We start from the raw sequence: 26,022 nt of genomic DNA on the forward strand, positions 1-26,022 counted from the left end.
TGCTTAGATGCATTTAAATTATCAACATACAAATTAAGCAGATAATCTTGATTAAAAACTTTCGATTATTGTCTAAACATTGCTTTATCTTATCATAACCTAACTGATTGGCTTCTTTCAGGGTTTACCTTGCAGAAATATTACAAAATCAAAACGCTATATTACTTATATTTGAATAATTTATTTATATTTAAATAAACAATTTAACCAAATATCATCAGAAACCATATTTAACAAGGTTTCTACAATCACCAAATTGAATGAGAAATTTTCTGATTTTTATTTTCCTGTTTTTTATTAATCAAACCATTGTACAATCGGCAGAATCTTTAGCACCATCCAAAACCATTTATGTTTCATCGCAAAGCGGACAACGAGTGTTATTTGGCGCAAAGCGCTTAATGGAGGAACTTCAAAAAAATGGATATACCGTCAAGCTAACTGTAGTAGATTATAAGCAAAAGCTGCCTCAATCTAAAAACAGTATTGTGGTCGCTGCGGCTGATGATAAAGTGTTCTCAGCACAAATTCCCCAGGATATTAAAAAGAAGGCGCTAACCGCAGGGAAAGAGGGATTTTCCATATCAACTGATGTTAATGGTAACTTTTATTTAGTAGGTGCCGACCATTCTGGTACTTTATACGGCTGCCTTGATTTAATCGACAGAATTGCTGAAAGTAAAAGTCTGCCAGCTAAACTAGTAGTAACCGATCATCCTGAAATGGTATTGAGGGGTACTTGTATTGGCTTGCAAAAGCCCGATTACCTTCCCGGTCATGATGTTTATGAATACCCATATACCGAGGAGTCTTTCCCTTGGTTATACGATAAAAAGCTGTGGATAAAGTATTTGGATATGATGGTGGATAACCGTTATAATTCACTTTATCTATGGAACGGGCATCCGTTTTCTTCTTTACTTAGGCTTAAAGAATATCCTTATGCTGTGGAGGTTGATGATGCAACCTTGAAAAAAAATGAAGAAATTTTTCGTTTCCTAACTCAAGAGGCTGATAAACGGGGCATCTGGGTAATTCAAATGTTTTACAACATCATCATACCAAAACCATTTGCGGATAAACATGGATTGAAAACACAGGATCGTAATCGCCCGATTATTCCTTTAATTGCGGATTATACACAGAAATCAATCGCTGCTTTTGTGGCAAAATATCCAAACGTAGGTTTAATGGTTGCTTTAGGTGAGGCGATGGAAGGTGTTGGTCAGGACGATATTGACTGGTTCACCAAAACCATTATTCCTGGTGTAAAGGATGGATTAAAGGTTGCTGGAATTAAAGAGGAGCCACCAATCGTTTTACGTGCTCATGATACCGATGCACCTGCCGTAATGAAAGCCGCTTTGCCGTTTTATAAAAATCTTTATACCGAAAATAAATTTAACGGAGAGGCACTAACTACTTACGGACCACGTGGCGCCTGGGCAGATCTGAACAGAAAACTTGCCGCTATTGGCACCGTAAATATTTCTAACGTTCATATTTTGGCTAATCTGGAGCCTTTCAGATATGGCTCTGCTGATTTTATACAAAAATCAGTGCAAGCGATGAATAAAATTTACAACGCCAAAGGTTTGCATTTGTATCCGCAACATAGTTATTGGGATTGGCCTTATGCTGCCGATGATGTGAAAGGAAGAATCTTAGAGGTAGATCGCGATTGGATTTGGTACAAAGAATGGGCCCGTTACGCCTGGAAATCGGAAAGAGAGCGCCCTCTAGAAATTAACTATTGGGGTAAGCAACTTGCAGATAAATATGGTTCAAGCCTTGCGGATGGAAAATCGATTCTGAATGCATACGAAGAATCAGGAGAAATTTCGCCAAAGCTTTTACGGAGGTATGGAATTACGGATGGTAACCGTCAAACGCTTACCCTGGGCATGTTGATGACCCAGTTGATCAATCCTTTCCGTTACGGTTTATTTACTTTAATGTACGAATCGGAAGCGCCTGAAGGTGAAATGATTATTGAGTATGCAGAGAAGGAATGGAAAAAGCAGGGGCACATTGGCGAAACCCCGGTTCAGGTAGCAAAAGAAGTTGTAGAACATGGTAAAAAAGCTTTAGCATCTATTGAAAAGGTAAAAGCCACCAAAGATGTTGAAGAGTTTAACCGCCTGAAAAACGACATGTATTGCTATGATGAAATGGCTAACTTCTATGCTGAAAAAGTAAAATCAGCGCTTTGGATATTACGTTTCAAATATTCTAACCAAGTGGCAGATTTAGAACAAGCTTTGCCATTTCTACAAAAAAGTGTAGATCATTATGCGAAGCTGGTTAAGCTAACAGAAGATAATTATTTATATGCCAACAGCATGCAGACTAAGCAGCGAAAAATCCCGATGAGGGGTGTGGATAAAACTTTTATTCACTGGAAAGAAATGTTGCCGGTTTTCACCAAAGAGCTAAATCATTTCAAAAAAAGCATTGATTCATTGAAATCTTTAAATGGCGCTACTGCAGCGAAAATTATTCCTTATCAACCAGCAGATGTTAAGATCTTAAACGAAACCGGAACTTATCTCATTAACAAAAATGTTGAAGTTTTTGCTGATACCAGTGTTCAAATTAAAGAAGTTGCCGAGCAGCTGGTGGGTTTAAAAGGAATTAAAATCTCAAAAGAGAAACAGGTTAAAGTTGGCACAGAAATTAAGTTTTCTACAAAAGTTCCTGTTAAATTATTGGTAGGATTTTTTACTCAAAAAAATGCGAAATATTTGGCACCACCTCAATTGGAAACTGATGCAAGCGCCAATAATTATGGACAATCCGAAATTAAAATTTCAAATGCTTTAGTATTAAACGGATTTCCACCAGCAAATATCCATGCGTATTCTTTCAATGCCGGAACACATACTTTAAATTTAGGCAAGGGAGAATGTTTGGTGTTAGGATTTATTGATGATAAACAGGAACTGCGTATCTTCAATGCTGGTTTAGATGGTAGAGGTAAAGATATAGATTGGTTATTCGAATAATGAGAAATACAAGAAATTTAATAGCAACGGTTTCATTGTCGGTTGTGGCATTAACCGGCTTTGCACAGCAGAAATCAATCATTGGTAATGAGAAACTAAATAAATATGTTACTTATTTCAATTCTATTGATGATGAAGCTGTAAAGAATTATATTCCAAATGCTGAGGCGTTTAACTGGCTGGCCGATCAGGCACCTGTTTTCGAATGCCCCGATTCGGTATTGGAACAAAACTATTATTACCGTTGGTGGACTTTCCGTAAACATTTAGTCAAATGTCCTGAAGGATTCATTTTCACAGAATTTATTGAGCCGGTAAAACATGCTGGTAAATATAATTCCATCAGCTGTGCTTTAGGGCATCACATCTACGAAGGCCGCTGGCTAAAAGATAATAGCTACCTGAAAGATTACATTAAATTCTGGCTGTATAAAGCCGATGTTGGTCAGTCGAAACAGCGTTTTCATCAGTTTAGCAGCTGGGTGGATGATGCCGTTTATCAAAATTATCTGGTCAAACCTGATCAGGGCTTTTTAAAAGAAATTCTCCCTGCGTTAGATAAAGATTACGAAAAATGGGAAACAGAAAGACAGCTTAAAAATGGTTTATTCTGGCAGCACGATGTAAAAGATGGGATGGAAGAATCGGTGAGTGGTTCGAGAAGAGACCAGAATCAAAGGCCAACGATTAACAGTTACATGTATGGGAACGCCATCGCTTTAACGAAAATTGGCCAGATGTTTAACGATCAGGCTTTGGTTTTTAAATACCAGGCAAAAGCTGCATCTGTTAAAAAACTCGTTCAGGATAGCCTTTGGAATTCCTCTGAAGTTTTTTTTGAAACCAGAAAAGCAAAAGGCGGTTCATCCAATGTGCGTGAAGCAATCGGTTTTACCCCCTGGGATTTTAATTTACCAGATGATAGAGCTGAATATGCGAAAGCCTGGAATCAATTGCTTGATACAGCGGGCTTCAAAGCGCCATGGGGTTTAACTACCGCAGAGCGGAGAGAACCAACTTTCAGAACCCGTGGCACCGGACACAGCTGCGAATGGGATGGCGCACTTTGGCCTTTCGCCAGTTCACAAACCTTAAAAGGGCTAGCAAATTTGCTAACAAATTACAAAAATCATGGCAAGATGAATGCGAAGGTTTTCTATAAAAAATTGCATCAGTATGCCGCATCTCATGTTAAAAATGGCAAACCTTACATCGGTGAATATCAGGACGAAAAAACAGGAGAATGGTTAAAAGGCGATAATCCGCGAAGTAGTTTTTATAATCACTCTACATTTAATGATTTAATTATAAATGATTTAATTGGCCTGAAGCCACGTGAAGACAATATTCTGGAAATCTATCCTCTAATTCCGAAAAACCAATGGGACTGGTTTGCTTTGGATAATTTGACTTATCACGATAAAATAGTTACCTTAATTTGGGATAAAAACGGGAAAAAATATAATAAAGGAAAAGGTTTTATGATTTTCTTGGATGGCAAGCAAATCTATCGTTCCAGTGGATTAAAACCTGTAAAAGTTCCAATCAGTTAGTAAAAAGAAATTACCATGTTTAAAAATCTAGTAAGTGCTGTGAAATTCTGGTCAACCTTAATTGTTTTGGTTGTAATTTTTACTTCAGCTCAGGCACAGTCATATTACAATGTTACCAAATACGGCGCAAAAAATGATAGCAGTAAATTAGCTACCGTAGCCATTAAAAAAGCAATAGATGCAGCTTCAAAGGCGGGGGGCGGAACCGTGTATTTTCCCGCAGGTAAATATCTAACGGGAGCCATTCATTTAAAAAGTAACATAACCATTTTCATCGACGCTGGAGCTGAATTGCATTTTAGCGATAACTTTGATGATTATTTGCCAATGGTTGAAAGCAGGTATGAGGGAGTTGATGTGAAAAGTTTTTCACCCTTTTTTTACGCTTACAAAGCTGAGAATATTTCGATTATCGGTCGTGGACTTATAGATGGGCATGGTAAAAAATGGTGGGATTTTGTTGAAGGCTATAAAGAAGGTCAGGCCCGCTCCAAATGGCAGTATGAGTTTGATAAGCTGAATAAAGACATTGTTCTGCCTGATGATCCGAAGCAGATGAAACGTGGTTTTCTTCGTCCACCTTTTATTCAAACCATGTTTTGCAAAAATGTTTTAATTGATGGAATCACCATCAGGAATTCTCCTTTTTGGACGGTTAATCCGGAATTTAGTGAAAATGTTAAAATTCATGCCGTGACCATTAACAATCCTCATTCCCCAAATACGGACGGGATTAATCCGGAGTCTTGTAAAAACGTTCACATTTCTGATTGCCACATTAGCGTAGGAGATGATTGCATCACCATTAAATCAGGAAAAGACGAGCCCGGCAGAAGGATGGCTATACCAGCAGAAAACTACGTGATTACTAATTGTACAATGTTATCAGGCCACGGTGGAGTAGTTATTGGCAGCGAAATGTCTGGCGATGTTCGTAAAATTACGATTTCAAATTGCGTATTTGATGGAACTGATCGCGGAATCAGGATTAAAACAGCAAGAGGCAGAGGTGGTATTGTAGAAGAAATTCGCGTGAGCAATATCATCATGAAAGATATTAAACAGCAGGCCATTGTTTTGGATATGCAGTATGCCAAAACCAATGTTCAGCCAGTTTCAGATCGTACACCCAAATTCAGAAATATCCATTTCAGTAACATCACCGGGCAAGTTAACCAAGCTGCTTATTTAAATGGTCTGGAGGAAATGCCAATTGAAAATATCACATTCAATGATATTAATATGGAGGCTAAAACCGGTTTTGATATCAGTTTTTCGAACAGAATAGAATTTCATAATGTTCAGGTAAACACTGAATTAGGTCCATCTCTTAAAGCGTCAAGAGTAAACAATTTGGTGGTTGATGGACTAAAAACCTATACACCGCACAATAATGCTGCAGTTATCGATTTAAAAAATGTAAGTGATTTGTTTCTGTATAATTCATTCCCGATTTCGGGTACAGCAAATTATTTAAGATTGAGCGGTGCGGGAACAAAAAATATTTCTTTAGGCAATAATAACTTCAGAAACGCGAGAGTGGGTGTGAAGAAAGAGAAAGATGTTTTTGAATCTATCGATTATGTTTCTGGAGATAAAGGGCAGTAATTGATGAGGTTTAATTGGAAGTTTTTTATTGTTGCTGTTACCATATCTACGCTTGCATTATCTCTTAGGGCTCAAAATAGCAATCAGCAATTATGGTATAATCAACCTGCCGAAAAGTGGACAGACGCTTTACCGATTGGTAACGGCAGGTTAGGCGCAATGGTTTTTGCTGGTGTAGAAAACGATCATATTCAGTTTAACGAAGAAACACTTTGGACAGGGAAACCTCGAAATTACAATCGCAAAGGTGCCTATAAATATCTTCCGGAAATTAGAAAATTACTTTTTGAGGGAAAACAGAAGGAAGCAGAAGTACTGGCACAAAAAGAATTTATGGGTTTACAAAGTGAACCTGGGAATCGGGAAGCCTGGATTGCGGAAATGAAAGCAGGAACAGGAATTTCTGGAAATCCTGCCTCAACTGATTTTGACGACAAACTTTGGAAAACAATTGCCGTTCCATCTTACGAAGGTTGGGAAACAGTTGGCTTAGAGAATATTGATGGTGCAGTTTGGTTTAGAACCACTTTTGATGCGCCTCAGAACTGGACTGGCAAAGATTTAGTGCTTGATTTAAACAAAATTTTTGATCAGGATTTTACTTATGTTAACGGGCAGTTGGTTGGCAACACGGATGGTACAGAAGCTAGAAAATATACCATTCCAGCCAAATTAGTTAAACCTGGGAAGAATGTAATTGCCATTCAGGTGCTAAATTATTACGATCGTGGTGGAATTGGCGGTTATAAAGATACCACCAAAAAAATCGGAATCTATACCGTTGGTTCAAAAGTGGAGCAGGGAGTATCGCTTGTCAAATCATGGAAATATAAAATCCAAAATCAAAGTCCTCCAGCGGTCGCACAATATCAGGCCAGTTATCAGCCATTTGGCGATTTAAACCTTGCATTTCAGCACAAGGGTTTGATTACTAAATACAAACGCTCCTTAGATCTAACCACCGCCATTGCCCGTACCAACTATACGATTGCTGGCGTAAATTATACCCGGGAGTATTTTGCCAGCCAGCCCAATCAGGCGATCGTGATTCATCACAGTGCCGATAAAAAAGCATCAATCAGTTTAACTGCAGCCTTGTCAAGTCTGCATCAGCAATCAGTTATAAAGGCATTGGGGAAAAACACTATTTCACTTTCCGTACAGGTAAAAGATGGTGCATTAAAGGGCGAAAGCCGCTTAACCGCTATAATAAAAAATGGTGCCGTAAAGGTGCTTAACAATAAAATTAGTATCAGCAAAGCTGATGAAGTAACGCTTTATCTCACTGCCGGAACCAATTTTATCAATGCCCAGGATGTATCCGGAGATCCGGCTGCTGCCAATATAAACGCTTTGAATACCGTTACTGGTAAAACGTATGCTGAAATTAAAACTAAACACATTAAGGAATACCAAAGTTATTACAATAAATTCCATGTAGATTTTGGCCAATCAGGTAACGAAAATCTTCCTACAAATGAGCGATTGAATAAGTTTGCAACTTCAAATGATCCCGGATTTGCAGCCTTATACATGCAGTATGGCCGTTACCTACTTATTTCAAGTTCGCGGCCGGGTACACAACCGGCCAATCTTCAAGGTATTTGGAATGATTTATTAACTCCACCGTGGGGTAGTAAATACACAACCAATATCAACATGGAAATGAATTATTGGCCTGCAGAAGTTTTAAATCTGTCGGCTTTAAACGAGCCATTATTCAATAAAATTACAGGATTAGCAAAAACTGGAACCGAAACGGCAAAAGAATATTATAATACTCCTGGCTGGGTATTGCACCACAATACCGATTTATGGAATGGGACAGCGCCAATTAACGCTTCCAACCACGGCATCTGGGTTACCGGTGCGGCCTGGCTCAGTCAGCACTTGTGGGAGCATTATGCCTTTACTGGCGACCAGACTTTTTTAAGAAATGAAGCTTATCCTTTGATGAAACAGGCTGCGCTGTTTTTCGATGCCTTTTTGATAAAAGATCCAAAAACTGGTTGGCTAATCAGTACACCCTCAAATTCTCCTGAAAATGGGGGATTGGTTGCCGGACCAACGATGGACCATCAAATCATACGATCATTATTTAAGAATTGCATTGCTGCCACGGAAATTTTAAACGTTGATGCTGATTTTCGTACGATTTTGCAAGCTAAGATGAAGCAAATTGCTCCTAATCAGATTGGTAGATATGGGCAATTGCAAGAGTGGCTGGAAGATAAAGATGATACTACAAATAAGCACCGCCATGTTTCACATTTGTGGGGCGTTTATCCTGGCGATGATATTACCTGGAAGAGTGATCCAAAGATGATGGATGCTGCGAAACAATCGTTGCTTTATCGTGGCGATGAAGCTACTGGCTGGAGCCTGGCTTGGAAAATTAATTTTTGGGCCAGATTTAAAGATGGCGATCACGCCATGAAGTTAATTAAAATGCTAATGAAGCCTGCGAATGGTGGTGCTGGTTCTTACGTTAATTTATTTGATGCCCACCCTCCATTTCAAATCGATGGAAATTTCGGGGGCGCTGCCGGAATTGCAGAGCTGATTTTACAAAGTCATCAGGGTTACATCGATATTTTGCCTGCATTACCAACCGAAATTCCGAATGGAAATGTTAGTGGATTAATGGCTAGAGGTGGTTTTGAAGTAGATTTGATTTGGGGTGGAGGAAAGTTGAAGTCAATTCTTCTTAAATCACTTAGAGGAGAAAAATGCAAGATGAAATATCTTGATAAAGAAATTGAGTTCAATACAGAAGCTGGAGGAAGCTATAAATTGAACGGAGCATTGAAATTTTAATCGACTCAATATTGCCAAAAAATTATTAACGGCAGAGGATTGTTTTATGAAGAACAAAAAGACATTATTTACCATCTTTTTTCTGTGTTTACTATCGAATACTTATGCGCAAAGTCTTCGGAAAGATATTTCTCTTAACGCAAACTGGGAAACCATTGCTGATGAAAAAAACATCGCAGCTTATAATGGTTTTCAATCTTCTGGCTTTAAAATTTCCAATTGGAAAAAGGTAAATGTGCCGCATAATTGGGATCAATACGAAGGCTATCAACGTAAGCTTCATGGCAATAAACATGGTTACGCCTGGTACCGAAAAACTTTTAAAAGCAATGAAGCGAAATCAGGTAAACGATTTTTTCTTTATTTCGAAGGCGTAGGTTCATATGCAACGGTTTGGCTCAATGGAAAACAAATCGGTTATCATGCCGGCGGAAGAACAACATTTACATTGGATGTTACCGCAACAATTAAGTTGAATAATGAGGATAACCTTTTGGCAGTAAGGGCAGATCATCCTGCAAATATTCAGGATTTGCCTTGGGTAGATGGTGGTTGCTCAACCGAACGTGGATTTTCTGAAGGCTCTCAGCCAATGGGCATTTTTCGTCCGGTGCATTTAGTTATCACCAATGATGTACGTATCGAACCATTTGGCATTCACATTTGGAATGATAAGCAGATCTCCGAAAAATCAGCTGTCTTAAACTTTGTAACTACCTTAAAAAATTATTCTGCGAATAGCAGATCCCTTACGGTGCTCAATCAGTTACTGGATGCTAAAGGAAATACTGAGAAGTCGTTATCTAAAAAAATCAATCTTCCGGCAGGAAAAACCTTAGATGTTACACAGCAAACAGATAAAATTTTAAATCCCAAATTGTGGTCTTTAGAAAATCCATATCTCTATACTTTAAAAACCTCCATCATAGAAAATGGAAAAGTAGTTGATGTATTGAGAACGCCTTATGGTATCCGATGGATCAGTTGGCCGATTGGTGATCAGGCCAATCAAAAAGTATTCCTGTTAAACGGAAAGCCAGTTTTCATAAATGGTATAGCTGAATATGAACATCTTATTGGACAAAGCCATGCCTTTACCAATGAACAAATTCATTCTAGGGTGATGCAAATTAAATCCGCAGGTTTTAATGCTTTTCGCGATGCTCATCAACCGCATAATCTGTTATATTCTGACTATTGGGATAAAGAAGGTATTTTATGCTGGACACAGATGGCCGCACATATTTGGTATGATACACCTGAGTTCAGGAAAAATTTCAAATCACTTCTCACGGATTGGGTAAAAGAACGCAGGAATAGTCCGGCGGTAGTTTTGTGGGGTTTGGAAAATGAAAGCACATTGCCTGAAGATTTTGCTAAAGAATGTACGGAACTCATTCGCAAGCTTGATCCGACTGCGTCATCACAAAGAAAAGTGACCACCTGTAATGGAGGTAAGGGCACCGATTGGGATGTGCCTCAAAACTGGACTGGGACTTATGGTGGCAACCCTTTAACTTATGGTGAAGATTTAAAAAGGCAGGTATTGGTAGGAGAGTATGGCGCATGGCGAACAATTGATTTGCATGAGGCTGATGCAAATGGAAAAGGTTACACGGAAAATAAAATGACCGATTTGATGGAAACTAAAGTGCGTTTGGCAGAAACCGTTAAGGATCAAACAGCAGGACATTTTTTCTGGCTTTACAGTTCGCATGATAATCCTGGTCGTGTACAAGGTGGCGAGGGTTTACGTGATCTGGATCGCGTTGGTCCGGTGAATTATAAAGGGATGTTTACGCCCTGGGAAGAACCAACTGATGTTTTCTATATGTTCAGGGCCAATTATGCACCGAAGAAAACAGAGCCAATGGTTTACATTGTATCGCATACCTGGCCAAGCCGATGGAACCAGCCCGGAATAAAAGATAGCGTGGTTGTTTATTCAAATTGTGATGAAGTAGAACTGTTTAATGATGTAGACGGACAATCTTTAGGGAAGCAAAAACGTGGTGTGATTGGAACGCATTTTCAATGGAACAAGCCAAACATCAAATACAATGTGCTTTATGCAGTAGGTTATGTTGATGGAAAAGTGGTTGCTAAAGATCAGATCGTGCTAAATAGTTTGCCTAAATCACCAAATTTTGAACGTTTAATTGAAGCTACAAACGTTTTAGCAGCAGAAAAAAATTATCATTACTTGTATAGATTAAATTGTGGGGGTCCGACTTACCAGGATCATTTAGGCAATCAGTGGCTTGCTGATCAGCAATTATCTGCTAATAATAATCACTATGGTTCCACTTCGTGGACCTCGGAATTTCCTGGTGTGCCGGCTTTCTTTGCCAGTCAGCGGAGAACATTTTCTCCCATTAGTGGAAGTGCTAATTGGAAACTTTTTCAATCTTTCAGATATGGAAGAGATCAGTTAAAGTTTAGCTTTCCTGTTCCAAAAGATGGTGAATACTTAGTCGAATTATATTTCATCGAGCCTTGGTTAGGTATCGGTGGAGGTATGAACGCTGAAAAAATGAGAATATTTGATGTGGCTATCAACGATAAAACGGTTTTAAAAGATTTAGATATTTGGAAGGAAGTTGGGGCGAACAAACTCCTGAAAAAAACCATAAAAGCTTACAGTAAAGCAGGACAGTTGGTAGTTTCATTTCCTCAGGTTAAAGTTGGGCAAGCCATAATTTCTGCCATTGCGATTGCCAGTTTAGATCATATTAAAATGCCACAAGATCAGAGCAATTCGATCGTCAATATTCAACCAAGTAATGATTATAAATTGAACAGTTGGATGGATATTGGTGACAAACAATTTACAGATTCACCAGAAACATTTACTGCATTGCCATCAAATCTATACGGGGCAGAGTACATTCAGGTTAACAAAAATATAAAGCAATTAACCTTTAGTGTTAATACAGAAGCCGATGTTTTTGTCGGTTTCTCTGCCGGCGGGCAACAGCCAGTATCAATGGAGGATACTAAAATGCAGATTGAAAATAGTGCAGGAGAAAAGACTAATATTTATAGAAAAAGATTTAAGGCAAATGAAAAAGTAGTCTTGAATGGCAGAATAGTTGCATTAGCGGTTGCTTCACCAAGCGAACTCGAGCCAGCCTACGATTTAAAAACAGTAACGAGTTATAAAGCTACAGATGCTAAATTAATGGGGCAAAGTATTGTTCGTCAGGATTTGATGGATAAACCTCGTGTGATTTTTAAAGAAAATGTAGGTGGTATTTTAGAATGGTCAATTGGTGTGGGCGTTGCCGATACCTATTCACTTACGATAAAATATCACAACCCAATAGCTCAACCTTTAAAGGCAAAAATAGAGTTCTTTTCTGCCGATGGAACGTTAATGCGGACTGAGCAGGCTGAGTTTGCGCCAACGAAGACTGGAAAATGGAATTATCTGAACACGAGTACAGGTAGTATGATTAATGCAGGGAGTTATAAAGTACGCTTAACAGCAATAGAAGCCAAAGGTTTAGCTGTTGATGCGCTGGATGTACAATAGTTTATGGTTAGAAGTTGTGAGTTTTAGATATTAATAAACGCTGGAAACAGGATTTTGAATATGAAGTTTTTCTTATTGCTGAACTTAAAACTTGCAACCTGTAACTTTTAACTTTCAACATTTAACTTTCAATCTTTAACCTGCAACTTTCAATCCTAATCTACAACAAGAAAAGAACATACAACATTAAGCCAAAATCTTATACAATTGGCGATGTTTAGAAATGCATATTTGTTTTAACCAAATTAATAATGAGCCAACAAGTAATGAAAGGTCTTCCGATTTTCGATCTTGCGATTATCTTCATTTACCTCGTTGGGATGATATTAGTTGGAGTTTATTTTTCAAGAAAAAATAAAAACTCTGAAGCTTTCACAAAAGCTTCGGGCCTCATTCCCGGATGGGCAATAGGTTTATCCATTTATGCAACATTTTTAAGCAGCAATACTTTTTTGGGTGTTCCCGGGAAAGCTTTCGGTGGAAATTGGAATGCCTTTGTATTTAGTATTTCCATGCCCTTGGCGGCTTGGGTAGCATCAAAATATTTTGTTCCTTTCTATAGAAGTACAGGCGAAATATCAGCCTATACCCATCTAGAAAAACGCTTTGGCGCCTGGGCACGGGTTTATGCCGTAATCTGCTTTTTGCTTACCCAGCTCGCCAGGATGGGTTCCATATTTTTTGGCATCGCCTTAAGCTTACAAGCGCTAACAGGATATTCTATGCAGATGATCATGATTGTGATGGGCGTATGCATTATCTTTTACACTGTTTTAGGAGGAATTGAGGCTGTAATATGGACAGAAGTTGTACAGGCAGTTGTAAAAACACTGGGTGCTTTACTCATCCTTTATTTGATCATTAGTAATATGCCAGGCGGTGTAACTAAAATTGTAGAGATTGGAAAGACAGCTGATAAGTTTAGTTTAGGAAGTTTCAAATTTGATTTTGCAGGTTCTTCATTTTGGGTAGTGTTGCTCTACGGTTTTTTTATTAACCTGAACAACTTTGGTATGGACCAAAATTATATCCAGCGATATCATACGGCATCGTCAGGCAAAGCGGCATCAAAATCAATCTGGTTATGCGTTTGGTTATATATTCCAGCTTCGTTACTTTTTTTTATAATCGGATCTTGCTTGTTCGCTTATTACGAAGTTAATCCCGATTTGGTTCAATCGATCAAACATCAGGTTGCAATAGAGAGACTTCCACCAGGGGCTTCGGCTAAAGAGATTTTGAAATTGCAAAATTCACTTCTTCCATCAGATTACGGTGATAAGATCATGCCTCATTTTATGGTGACGAAAATTCCTGCCGGATTAGTTGGTTTAATTGTTTCTGCGATTTTATCTGCGGCTATGAGTACCATCAGTTCAGGAATGAACGCTTCAGCAACAGTATTTTCGGTTGATATTTATAAAAGATATTTTAAACCTAACGTTACCGAAAAGCAAAACCTATCCATGCTCCATATTGCAACCGTAGGCTTTGGTTTACTTGGCATGATTGCAGGAATTGCCATGATTGGCGTAAAAAGTATCCTGGATGTTTGGTGGGAACTATCAGGGATTTTTGCAGCAGGTATGCTCGGGCTATTTCTGCTTGGAATAGTGAGTAAGCAAACCAAAAATCACGAGGCAATTATGGCTACCGTTATCGGTATTGTTGTCATTATTTGGATGACATTTTCATCACTTCTCCCAGCCGAATATGAAGCTTTTCGTAATCCGCTGCATAAAAACATGATCATTGTAGTTGGAACTTTAACCATATTTCTGGTGGGGATTTTCTTGACAAAGCTTAAAAAGCAAAATTAAACACAGCACTATACCATTAACAATAGTTACAAACTTATTTATCTAACAGATGGAAAACGGACAAAAAGGCTTCATTCCGGTTATGCTCACGCCTTTTCTGAGCAATGGAAATATCGATTATCCGGCGCTAACGCAGTTAACTGAAATTTATTTACAGGCTGGTGCTTCAGGTTTATTTGCGAATTGCTTATCGAGTGAAATGTTTGAGTTGTCTGATGTGGAACGTATTCAAGCTATTAAACATGTAATTAAAATTACAGATGGTGCTGTTCCTGTAGTGGCCACCGGAACTTTTGGAGGTGCGATCTCCAAACAAGCCGATTTTGTAAAGAAAATCAGTGATTTGGGCGTGGAAGCAGTGATTGCGATTACCAGTTTGTTGGCTAATGAAAATGAAACAGATGATGTATTTAATGAACGTGTTTTCGATTTGCTTGATCAAACACCAGATATTCCAATAGGGTTTTATGAGTGCCCGGTACCTTATAAACGTTTGCTAAAACCGCAACAGTTAGCTGATTTTGTTGCTACAGGTAGAGTAATTTATCACAAAGATACTTGTTTGGATCTCGGCCAGATAAAAGCTAAACTAAGCCTAACTGAGGGGCATGCCTTTGGTTTATACGATGCATACATGGCTCATGCGGTAGAATCTCTAAAAGCGGGTTCTTCAGGTCTGTCCTGCATTCAGGGGAATTACTTTCCGGAACTGATTGTTTGGCTCTGCGACCATCACGATAACGAACTTCTGAAACATGAAGTGGCAATTGTTCAGCAATTTATAATCGACAATATGGATGTAATGCATCATGTTTATCCCATTGTATCTAAGTACTTTTTACAAAAAAGGGGATTGGATATTTCCACCTTTACCAGGCGGAATGTGGGCGCCTTTACTCCAGGCATCGTCAAAGACATCGAAAAATTGTATGATGACTATACAGTTTTGAGAAGTGATCTGAATATTCAGGTCTACATCTGATTTAAAGATGTATCAATCTCGTCATTGCGAGGTACGAGGCAATCTCTATAGCGCACTGCTTTTTGCCTCGCCGTAAAAAAGCGCTCAAAGTAACTTCCTATTGGATTGTTTAGAAAACATTAATTTTGTGTTTCACGTCAAATCATCTAATTCAAATATTTACGCTTATAGTCTAGCGGCGTCATGTCTGTAACCTTCTTAAAGTGCCTGTAGAAGTTGGAAACATTATTAAATCCACAATCAAAACAAATCATCTCGGTAGGTAATTTATTTTCAATCAGTAATCTGCAGGCATGGCTAACCCTAATCTCAATTAAGAAATCGTAGAAAGTTTTCTTGGTCATCAACTTAAAATATCGGCAAAACGAGGTGATGCTTAGGTTACTGAGCGAGGCAACTTCCTCAAGCGTAATGTCTTTTTTATAATTGCTCAAGGTGTAGTTGCAAATTTTATTAATTCTTAAGGTTTCTGATTCATTTGATTGGTAAAAAGTGTTTTTGCTGGTTACGATAGTGGCATATTCATCCGTTTCTGCCAATGTTTTCAATATAGATAGCAGAATGATAATACGGTCTAAATTTGTGGCATGAATTGCCGATTGCATTAGCGTCACCAATTTATCTTTGGTATCGCCATTAATCACCATGCCACTTTTCGCTTTTTCAAATAATTTAGGGAGCAGGTAGGCTTCAGGTAGGTTTAACAAATATTTTCCCAAACAATCAGGTAAGAAATGAATAACCATTGCTTCAGTATTTAAATCACGATTATTTTGAAAGTATTCGTCCTTACAACGCCAGGTGTGTGGCAAGTTTTCGCCCAAAAGAATCATTTCACCTGGCTCGAAATTGCTGATGTTATCTCCGATAAAACGCACACCCTCGCCTTTAATCACATAATGTAATTCCAGTTCAGGATGATAGTGCCAGATGTTTCCGAAATCAGGATTAATGTCATGACGAATACTAAAGGAGCTTTGCAGCGTAACAGGAACTTTGTGGAAGTGAGGTTTCATGTAATAGGAATAAAATATTTGGTCAACCTTCTTTTTTATAATTGCGCAATCATACTGGCAATCGGCTTAAAGTTAGTTAGTTTGATGATAATATGATACAAAAATTGGATAAAAAATATTATAAAATGTCATTTTTGATTGTTGAGTTTTGTACACAGAGGCCTTCATGTTTTCTAAACCAAGAATATTCAATTATTTCTATATAAATTTTTTATTTATTAATAAATTATCAAGATAGATAAAACAAAAGGAAATTCTGTTATTTTTGCTTATCAATGAAAACGCTAAGTCATTTGAGATTAGGCTTTTCAAAGCGATTACATTTAACCAAATATTATTCAAGAAAGTTATGAGATTACCAATTTTAGCCTTGTTATTAATGTTCTCAGGCGTTGCGACAACTTTTGCACAGAAAATGACAGCAGAAGAAAAAGATAAATACGTTAAGGCAATTACTGGGCGTGCCGATAAGATAGTGGTTAATTTAGGCGTTGCTGATGCAAAGAAAGCTGAAAAGGTTAGGGATATCATCAGAGATCAGTATAGCAATCTGAACGATATCTACAGTGTCAGAGACCTGAAAGCAAAGGAGATCAAAAGCAAACTTGAAGGTAATAAAGTTGAAAGGGATTCGGCTCTGGCTAAGCAAAATAGGGGCATAATGGAATCTTTGGCGAAATTGCATAACAAATACATCAGTAAACTTTCTGCACACTTAACGCCAGAACAAATTGATTTGGTGAAAAATGGCATGACTTATAATGTATTACCTATCACATATAAAGCTTATCAGGAAGAAATTCTAACCCTAACAGAGGCGCAAAAGAAACAAATCTTAGTTTGGCTTACTGAAGCCCGAGAATATGCGATGGATGCTGAATCATCAGATAAAAAGCATGCCTGGTTCGGGAAATATAAAGGTAGAATTAACAATTACCTTTCTGCTGCTGGTTACGACCTGAAAAAAGAGGGGATAGAATGGGAAAAAAGACGAAAAGCGAAAGCTGAGAATAATTAGTTCTTGGCTGTTAATATATCAAAATTAGCAGCCAAATTTTTTTAACATTTTTTATTTAAGAATATTTCATTTATATATGAATTTTATTTCTATCTTGTAACCTAATTAAAAATGTAAATACTTTAGGTTAATATGGTTACAGTTTTTTGCTGGAATCATATAACAATCGAATTTAAATTTAATAAAGAACTATAATTTGTGAATTCTTAAAACATAAATTATAGTGTCTAACCAAACAGTTATAATAAACAAATAGACTAAGATATGAGCCGTCTTTACTAAAACAAATTGAGGTGTGATTGCATTTATGCAGAATACCGCTCCCTTTGTTTAACTCACAAGTGTAGGGAATATCAATTGATCAAAGCAAACACTCATTTCTAGAACGGATAACTAATATTAACTAGGCTATTTAAAGTTGAATGAAGCTTTAATATAGATTGTATAAAAAAGATCACATCAGTATAGGTTTGGTCGACCCACAATTGCATATAATTAGTATTAAAAACTAACCAAATAATAAATATGAACTTAAAATTTTTACGCAAATTATCTTGGGTATTCGCACTCTTGACAATTATCAGTACTTCGTTGTTTGCGCAGCAGCGACAAATTACTGGTAAAGTTGTTGATAAAAAGGACGGGCAACCGCTTCCTGGAGTGACTGTAGGAATACGTGGCAAAACAAACAATGTGAGTACCAATGATAAGGGAGACTTTGCATTAATCGCCGATCCGGCTACTGATGCTTTGGTTTTTTCTTATATAGGCTATGTAAGGCAGGTAGTGCCCTTAGCAGGGAAAACAAACCTCACAATTAGTTTCGTTGAAGATGCACAAACATTGGATAATGACGCTGTTGTGGTTGTGGGTTATGCTACAAAAAAGAAATCAGAAATTTTGGGTGCCGTGGCCACTATTACAGGGGCTGAAATTCAGGATGTTCCTGCGCCAAACTTAGCTGGTGCAATGCGAAATAGAATCGCTGGTGTTGGTGTAAGTCAGGTTTCCGGTAAGCCAGGTTCGCCAATTACATTCAACATCAGGGGTGCTACTACAACTACTGCAGCCGCTGGTACTACAGACGAGCCGCTTTATGTTGTAGATAATATTACGGTTACGAGAGAAGCTTTCGATAATATTGACGCTTCAATGGTCGAAAATTTAACCTTTCTAAAAGATGCATCTGCTGCTATTTATGGTGCTGCCGGAGCTAAGGGTGTTATTTTAGTAACTACAAAAAAGGGAAAGATCGGAAAGCCAAGTATTACTTATAATGGTTATTTAGGTATTTCTGATGCCATTAAAGTTCCTAAAATGTTATCAGGTTTTGAACACGCATCTTTACTGAACGACACTTATCGTTCTGTGGGTGCTGCTGCATCTGAATATTTCGCCCCGGAAGATTTAGAATATCTTAAAACACTGGATTATAAAAGCTGGTACGATGAAGTATGGCAGGCAGCTACCACACAACGCCATAATATTGGTATTTCTGGTGGTAGCGATAAAATTACCTTCTTCGCGGGAGGCAGTTACCAAGGTGAAAATGGCAATTATGCTGGAATGAAGTATAATAAATATTCATTCAGAAGTGGTGTGGTTGCAACAGTAGCCAACGGTTTGAAAGCTGATGTTAACTTTAACGTTGATTATGGTACAAAAGAACTTCACCACAATGCCCAGGAAAATGATGCTCTCTTTTTTGAAAGACTGATTACTGTTCCAAGATGGGTTCCAATTAGTATTGATGGAAAATTTGTTAACTATAACGTTAATGGAGTTAATCCTGCTAATAACAATCCATTAGCCATTTCGGAATCTGGTTACTACAATAATGGTTCAAATAAATCGTACCGTATTAATGCCTCGTTAACTTATGAGCCAACGTTTTTAAAAGGCCTGGTAATTCGGGGTCAGGTTTCGCAATCAAGCGGATCTTCTAAAAACACACAATATGTACCACCTTTTACATTATATAATTTTGTGAAAAGAGGTAATAATCAGGAGTTATTTACCGATCAGTTAACCACAGCTACATCAGGCACATTTCAACCAACAAGCGCTACAAATTCAACTTTCACACCGGGCTTAATTGATAATAATAGCTATCAATTTTTTCTAACATTGCAGTATAACAAAACTATTGGAAAACACAGTTTTAGTTTATTAGCCGGTGCTGAGCAGAGTGAAGGTAATAGTCAACAGTCACAAATTCGCTATACCAATCAATTAATTCCTGGTGTAGACCAGTATTTTGCTTATGATATCAATACGTTGGTAGCATCTAACTTAGATAGAACTGCAGTATCCAAACGTTCTGGTTTTGCACGTTTCAGTTATGATTTCGATAAAAAATATCTTATTGAAGGTATTGCCCGTATTGATGCATCATCTAACTTCGCATTAGGCAACCGTTGGGGGGTATCGCCAAATATTGGAGTAGGGTGGGTGGTGAGTCAGGAAAATTTCTTTAAAAATATCGATGCCCTTAGCTTCATTAACTTCTTTAAAATTAAGGCAAACGTTGGTGTAACTGGTGATGATCGTGTTGGCGTTCGTTTGTGGCAAGACAGATTTTTGATTGATGTAACCAACGGATATATCTATGGAAACGCTAACGGAAACAGTTTAAACAGAAATCGTTTAGCTAATCCTGATATTACCTGGGAAAGGAAAAGAACAATTAACGTTGGTTTAGAAACATCAATGTTTGACAACAAATTAGATATTAGTATCGAAGCTTTCCAAAACTATACTTACGATGGTTTCGAACTGGGCGCAAATAATCAATACCCACAATATTTTGGTACACCGGCGCCGGTTTTAAATTACAGACAACTTTACAACTGGGGCTCAGAGTTTAGTATTGGCTACAAAGCAAAACTTGCAAAAGACTGGAATTTGAGTACGAGTATCAACTTTTCTTATGGTAACTCAGTTACAGACAGGGTTTTATATACTCAAGGAAACTTAATTAACAATACTTTCCCTAATTTACAGTTATTTGGTACCGATCCCCGCAGGTATAGTACAAATAACTATGGTTTAACAAACCTTGGTATGTTTAGAACGCAGGGCGATGTAGATGCTTGGATGGCAAAATATCCTAATTACAGGATTTATGATCGAATTCCACAAGCAGGTTGGTTGTATTACGAAGATACCAATCAAGATGGCGTTATATCTGATAGTGATTTAGCACCGCTTTATAAAAATACAAACGCCTTTTTCTCTTCAGGTATTTCACTTAATTTAACCTACAAAAACTTTAGTTTAAATACCAACATCAACGCAAGATTTGGCGGTAAAGTTTTCTATGATAGCAGATCAAAAACAGCTCCGTCGAGAACGAGAAATACGTTAGATATTTGGACAGATCGTTGGACGTTAGATAATCCAATGGAAGGTAAATTTCCAAGATTTGACGATCCTTCATTAGGTATTAACTCTGATTTTTGGGCTGTTGACGGCACGATGATTCGTATAAATACTATGACATTGAGTTATAAAGCGCCAACTGCATTCGCTAATAAACTAGGAATTGGTGGAGCAAGAATCCTATTAACAGGAAATAACTTGTGGACCATTGTAAATCCTTTACCTTTCAAAGATCCATATACTTCAGGTGCATGGGATTACCCAATGTTGAGAACAATATCTCTTGGATTAAGTGTTAACTTATAATATTTGAGCAATGATTAAGCAAATAAAAAACAATATAAAAAAGGCAGTTGCTATCTTAACATTAGCTACACTATTACCAGCCTGCGTAAATAAAGATGAGTTTTTCTTACTACCTGATACAGGCGGTATCGATCAGGCCATTTGGGATAATGATGGTTCCGTACAATTACACCTAAACCGGGTTTATGATGTGGCCATGTATCAATTTCCGTTACAGTTAATTCCTGACCGTTATGGTGTTCATTATGCAAGTGATGAAAACTATTTTCCAGATGGTGATGCGAACGCTAAAGCCGCTTTAGGATTACAGGGCGTATTGGGAAATAACGATGTGAGGTACACGGGTAATACTTATGGTGGTAACCCGGGCAATAATAAGTATTGGGATATCGCCAGATGTAATGACGCGATTGCCAATCTTCCTGGAAGTAAAATGCTTACGCCTAAAAAGAATGAATTACTTGGACAGTACTACGCATTAAGAGCCATTACCTATTTTGAATTGGTTAAAGTTTATGGTGGTGTTCCGCTACCATTAACACCACAAGGTGCTGATACGATTTATGATGAAGGAAGAAGACCAGCTAAAGAATGTATAGCGGCTATATTAAGCGATTTAAATAATGCAATTGTATTATTAGAAGGATTTAATCCGGGCGATGCAGATGGAAGAGGTAAAATAACCAAATTAATAGCGACCTGTTTAAAAGCTAAAGTATTATTGTATTGGGCTAGTCCTCAATTTAATCCAATAAATGATGCCAAACATCCTTATCAGGCTTCAAGATGGGCAGATGCGCTAACTGCTAATAAAGAGGCTTATGATATGTGTGTTGCGGCTGGAAAAAGACTAATGCCAAATTATTTAGACATTTTCCGTGTAGAAGGTACAGCCAATACTGAGGCGATTTTAGTAAGAACTTATTCAAGTACCGTTCCAAACAGAGGCAATAACACGGAGACTCGAGTTAGGCCGCAATCAGAGGGTGGAAGTACTGGTTTTCCAAATACTTATTTCTTACCCACTACAAAAATGTTAGATGCCTATCCAATGAGAGATGGAAAACCATTGAATACGTCAACGGCTTTTCCTTATGATCCAATCATGTTTTGGCAAAATAGAGATCCTAGATTCGAAGCTACTTTTGCAACGAATGGATCCGTATATCCATTGAGTGGAAATGCAACTCGAAAACAATGGACCTACAACCTAGCCGTTGGCGAAAGTAGTGGCGTTCCAGTTTATGTGAAACGTTTTTCTACACCAACCTTAACAGCAAGTGCATCTACTTATAATGCCTCTATTGGTGGTGGTAGTGGCATGGATTGGATAGAACTCAGGTTTGCTGAGGTGATGTTAAATTATGCCGACTGTTTAAATGAAACAGGAAATATTTCTGGTGCGAAAGATTTAGTTAGACAAATACGAGTAAGAGCAGGAGTGGTAGCGGGTGATTCAGATTACGGACTTGCATTGGCTGGAAGCACCGCTCAATTACGTAACCTGATCTTAAATGAAAGACAAATTGAATTTGCTTTCGAAAACAAACGTAATTCTGATTTAAGAAGGTCTCGTACCATGCATCTGTTAACAGGCAATTTATCTAAGTTAGAGGTGCAGCTGGTAAACCCGCCTTCAGGTTCAGATCAGAAAGATAAAAAAGTGTTGGAAGATCCAACTGTTCCTGGTGGGACAACATTATTCAGAGAAACTTTAAATGTGAATGATAAAGCGGTATATACAAAGTACTTTAAAAATGTTATCGTTACAAATACTACATATTTGCCATACAATGTACCCGAGTTTCACTATTTCTATACCTTCCACAATGATTTTGTGAGTTTCGGTAATAAAATTCTTCCAACGATAGGTTGGGCAGGTGGTACGTTTGATCCACTTGATTAATATTTAAAGCATAAACGTTTCAGTAAATCTGATTAAAAATTAAAATAATGAAAACTAAATATATTCATCAGTTATTCATCGCGTTATGTGTTATTGTTTTCGCCTCCTGTAAAAAGGAGTCGGCAAACATATTTAATATGTTTGGAGATGTAACCGTAACCTTCAACAATAGCGATCCGCGTTGCGTTACCGATTATAAAGTAATTAACGATAAAGAAGAGGTGTGGATCGATTTCACCATCAATTCTGCCAAAGAAGATATGTATTCTTACATTTTTGAAGTGTCTGCTGGTACAGCTCAGGCCACGCGTTATACGGTTAACATTACTGATCCAGCTCAACGTAGAAGTTTTTCTTCAATCATTAAATTGCCAAATTCTGCCTTTCCTGCAGCTGCACTTCGTGATGGTAAACAAAGTTATCGCATTTGTGCGCTGAATGAAAAAGGAATTTATATTGGTGATGGTTACAAAAAAGTAACGGTTGATGTTAATCCAAGTTTTATGATTTATGCTAACCGCGACATCTATTTGCCAGATACCGTTGGCAAATCTTTACCAAGCTTTTTCTCTCTTAATGACGCAACCGGATTTAGTTATAATAATGCAGCAACCAATGCCGCAAAAATAGATTTTGGTATTTACAGAAAACCAGGTTCTAACTCAACAGTTCAAACGCCAACCTGGGTAGTTAATTTGTATTCTCCAAGTGTGGCGACGAATCCTTTAACGGTTTACGATATCAGCGGCTTTAGTCCAAAAAGAACAACTAAATTTAGCCAGCCAGTAACCGGACAAGCGAATGCTTTCCTTACCACAGCAATTTCTGGTTCTTCTATTGAGGCATTAGCAAAAGCAAGGGCAATAACATTTAATGAAACTACGCAAACTACGCCGGCCAATGGATTGGCAGCGGGTAATGCCGTGTTTTTCCTTACACCGGAAGGTAAATATGGAATGTTATATATTAATGCCGTTACTGCTGATTTGCAGAAGAGACCATTCATCAACGTAAGCATTAAAGTACAACGATAAAATGCTTTTCTCGGCGGTTTGCACCGCTACAATTTTATATATATTTGGTTTGAAAAAAAGGGAGCAGCGATTGCTTCCTTTTTTCATTTAAGAATGTTACATTTATATATGAAATTTTTTTCTATCTTGTATCGCAGCTTCTTAAAGCAGATTGATTTAAAATAAGTTGATTTCCTTTATGATAAGATGATATATAATATAGACAAAATGTTATATTTAATTATTTTCAGAAGCCTTTTAGATTTGAAATAATATACTTTCTAACCAAAACTTATAACCAAGAAATACTAAAGAATGAGCCGCAATTTGTAAATTAACTTTTTGAAATTCTTCACAGTTAATTTTCTTGGTAAAATCTTCGTTTTCTTTACGAGCAAAACACAAATGAAAAAGAACTTATTAAATCTGCTATTTTCATCAGCATTAATTCTCTCAGCTGGTTCAGCTTTTGCGCAATATCCAAAAATTCCTGATGATGTAAAAAAACAGTCTGACTCGATTATGAAGGCAGCTACTCGTCAATCAGATATTGCATGGGAAAAGGCAAAGCCAATTATGGAAGCCGAAGCGAAGCAAGGCAAACCGTATATTCCATGGGCGGGCAGACCTACAGATTTACCTCAATCTGAACTATTGGCATTTCCGGGAGCAGAGGGTGGTGGCGCTTACAGCTTTGGTGGCCGTGGTGGTAGAGTTATCGTTGTAAAAAATTTAAATGATAGTGGTCCGGGTTCTTTGCGTGATGCTTGTGAGCAAGGCGGAGCCAGAATTGTGGTGTTCAATGTTGCGGGGATTATTCGCTTAAAATCGCCATTAATTATTCGTGCGCCATATATTACTATTGCCGGTCAAACCGCACCAGGCGATGGCGTTTGTGTTGCAGGTGAATCGGTTTGGTTAAATACGCATGATGTGATTGTTCGCTACATGCGTTTCCGTAGAGGTGAAACTTTTGTAGGTCGTCGCGATGATGCCATTGGTGGTAATCCAGTAGGAAATATCATGATTGACCATGTTTCGGCAAGTTGGGGATTGGATGAGAACATGTCGATGTATCGCCATATGTACAATGATAGTACCGGCAAAATCGAAGATAAATTAGGAACAGTAAACATCACCATTCAAAATTCTATTTTCTCTGAAGCTTTGGATTATTGGAACCATGCTTTTGGCTCTACATTGGGTGGCGAAAACTGTGCTTTTGTTCGTAACCTTTGGGCAGACAACGGCGCTCGTAATCCATCCATCGGCTGGAATGGTATTTTTAATTTTGCAAACAACGTAGTTTTCAATTGGAATAATCGTTCTACAGATGGCGGTGATTATACCGCACAGTATAATATTATCAATAACTATTATAAACCAGGACCTGTTACTGAGCTTAAGGATCCGATCTCTTACCGTATTTTAAAACCCGAGTCTGGACGTAGTAAATTGCCTTATGTTGTTTTCGGAAGAGCTTACGTAGATGGAAATATCATAGAAGGTAACGATAAAGTAACCAAAGATAACTGGAACGGTGGTGTACAGCTTGAAGATAAAAAAGGAAGTTTGATGAGTTTCGAGCAAGCATCGCCATATTTTGCAGCAATGAGAGCAAAAAAACCTTTTCCAATGCCGAAAATATCTATCATTCCTACACTTCAAGCTAAAGAGTTTGTACTTACAAATGTAGGCGCAACTTTGCCAAAAAGAGACCCTGTTGACACAAGAATAGTTAAACAGGTAAGAACTGGAATCATTGAAGTTCACCCTGATGCGAAACCATCGGCATTTCAATTTGAACATCGCAGATTACCTGGAGATTCATACAAGCAAGGCATTATTACGGAAGTCTCTCAGGTAGGTGGTTATCCGGATTATAAAGGAACGCCTTACAAAGATTCAGATAACGACGGTATGCCTGATGCTTATGAATTAAAAAATGGTTTAAACCCAAAAGATGCATCCGATGCAGCAAAAATCACTAAAAATGGTTATTCGAATATCGAAAACTATTTAAACAGTGTAGTTTCCGTTTCAACTGTAAAACCTAACTAAT

13 protein-coding genes are annotated in these 26,022 nt (G+C 37.8%); 12 read left to right on the forward strand and 1 reads right to left on the reverse strand.

Annotated features, from left to right (window positions below):
* The first annotated feature begins 260 nt into the window (after positions 1 to 260).
* From EA772_RS16675 to EA772_RS16705, 7 genes are all read left to right on the forward strand, one after another.
* Positions 261 to 3,005 carry a hypothetical protein gene (locus EA772_RS16675; protein WP_124914199.1) on the forward strand — a complete coding sequence of 915 codons (2,745 nt, stop codon included), beginning with the start codon at positions 261 to 263 and terminating at the stop codon, positions 3,003 to 3,005.
* Positions 3,005 to 4,558 (forward strand): glycosyl hydrolase family 65 protein, encoded by a 1,554-nt coding sequence (locus tag EA772_RS16680; RefSeq protein WP_124914200.1) that lies wholly within the window; start codon positions 3,005 to 3,007, stop codon positions 4,556 to 4,558. The genes EA772_RS16675 and EA772_RS16680 overlap by 1 nt, the downstream gene beginning before the upstream one ends.
* Positions 4,559 to 4,573: 15 nt before the next feature.
* Complete coding sequence (locus EA772_RS16685; RefSeq protein ID WP_124914201.1) at positions 4,574 to 6,166, forward strand: glycoside hydrolase family 28 protein; 1,593 nt, start codon at positions 4,574 to 4,576, stop codon at positions 6,164 to 6,166.
* 3 nt (positions 6,167 to 6,169) lie between these two features.
* Positions 6,170 to 8,983, forward strand: coding sequence for a glycoside hydrolase N-terminal domain-containing protein (locus tag EA772_RS16690; protein ID WP_124914202.1), 2,814 nt, complete (start codon positions 6,170 to 6,172; stop codon positions 8,981 to 8,983).
* A gap of 46 nt (positions 8,984 to 9,029) precedes the next feature.
* Positions 9,030 to 12,518 carry a malectin domain-containing carbohydrate-binding protein gene (locus EA772_RS16695; protein ID WP_124914203.1) on the forward strand — a complete coding sequence of 1,163 codons (3,489 nt, stop codon included), beginning with the start codon at positions 9,030 to 9,032 and terminating at the stop codon, positions 12,516 to 12,518.
* A gap of 251 nt (positions 12,519 to 12,769) precedes the next feature.
* Positions 12,770 to 14,338 (forward strand): sodium:solute symporter, encoded by a 1,569-nt coding sequence (locus tag EA772_RS16700; RefSeq protein ID WP_246833974.1) that lies wholly within the window; start codon positions 12,770 to 12,772, stop codon positions 14,336 to 14,338.
* 49 nt (positions 14,339 to 14,387) lie between these two features.
* Positions 14,388 to 15,320 (forward strand): dihydrodipicolinate synthase family protein, encoded by a 933-nt coding sequence (locus EA772_RS16705; RefSeq protein ID WP_124914204.1) that lies wholly within the window; start codon positions 14,388 to 14,390, stop codon positions 15,318 to 15,320.
* 146 nt (positions 15,321 to 15,466) lie between these two features.
* Here EA772_RS16705 and EA772_RS16710 read toward each other — a convergent pair whose 3' ends face one another.
* On the reverse strand, positions 15,467 to 16,336 hold the full coding sequence (locus EA772_RS16710; protein WP_124914205.1) for an AraC family transcriptional regulator: 870 nt from the start codon (positions 16,334 to 16,336) through the stop codon (positions 15,467 to 15,469).
* A gap of 349 nt (positions 16,337 to 16,685) precedes the next feature.
* Here EA772_RS16710 and EA772_RS16715 point away from each other — a divergent pair, with 349 nt between their 5' ends.
* The 5 genes from EA772_RS16715 (at position 16,686) to EA772_RS16735 (ending at position 26,021) form a co-directional block, all read left to right on the forward strand.
* The gene (locus tag EA772_RS16715; RefSeq protein ID WP_246833975.1) at positions 16,686 to 17,354 is read left to right on the forward strand and encodes a DUF3826 domain-containing protein; all 669 of its coding nucleotides are present in this window, start codon (positions 16,686 to 16,688) and stop codon (positions 17,352 to 17,354) included.
* A gap of 525 nt (positions 17,355 to 17,879) precedes the next feature.
* The gene (locus EA772_RS16720) at positions 17,880 to 21,041 is read left to right on the forward strand and encodes a SusC/RagA family TonB-linked outer membrane protein (protein ID WP_124914207.1); all 3,162 of its coding nucleotides are present in this window, start codon (positions 17,880 to 17,882) and stop codon (positions 21,039 to 21,041) included.
* A gap of 10 nt (positions 21,042 to 21,051) precedes the next feature.
* Positions 21,052 to 22,947, forward strand: coding sequence for a RagB/SusD family nutrient uptake outer membrane protein (locus tag EA772_RS16725; RefSeq protein WP_124914208.1), 1,896 nt, complete (start codon positions 21,052 to 21,054; stop codon positions 22,945 to 22,947).
* Positions 22,948 to 22,994: 47 nt separating this feature from the next.
* Positions 22,995 to 23,981, forward strand: a complete 987-nt coding sequence (locus EA772_RS16730; protein ID WP_124914209.1) for a hypothetical protein — start codon at positions 22,995 to 22,997, stop codon at positions 23,979 to 23,981.
* 384 nt (positions 23,982 to 24,365) lie between these two features.
* On the forward strand, positions 24,366 to 26,021 hold the full coding sequence (locus tag EA772_RS16735) for a polysaccharide lyase family 1 protein (RefSeq protein ID WP_124914210.1): 1,656 nt from the start codon (positions 24,366 to 24,368) through the stop codon (positions 26,019 to 26,021).
* Position 26,022 lies beyond the last annotated feature (1 nt).

This window comes from Pedobacter sp. G11 (assembly GCF_003860265.1).
In the GTDB taxonomy this organism is placed as follows: Bacteria; Bacteroidota; Bacteroidia; order Sphingobacteriales; family Sphingobacteriaceae; genus Pedobacter; species Pedobacter agri.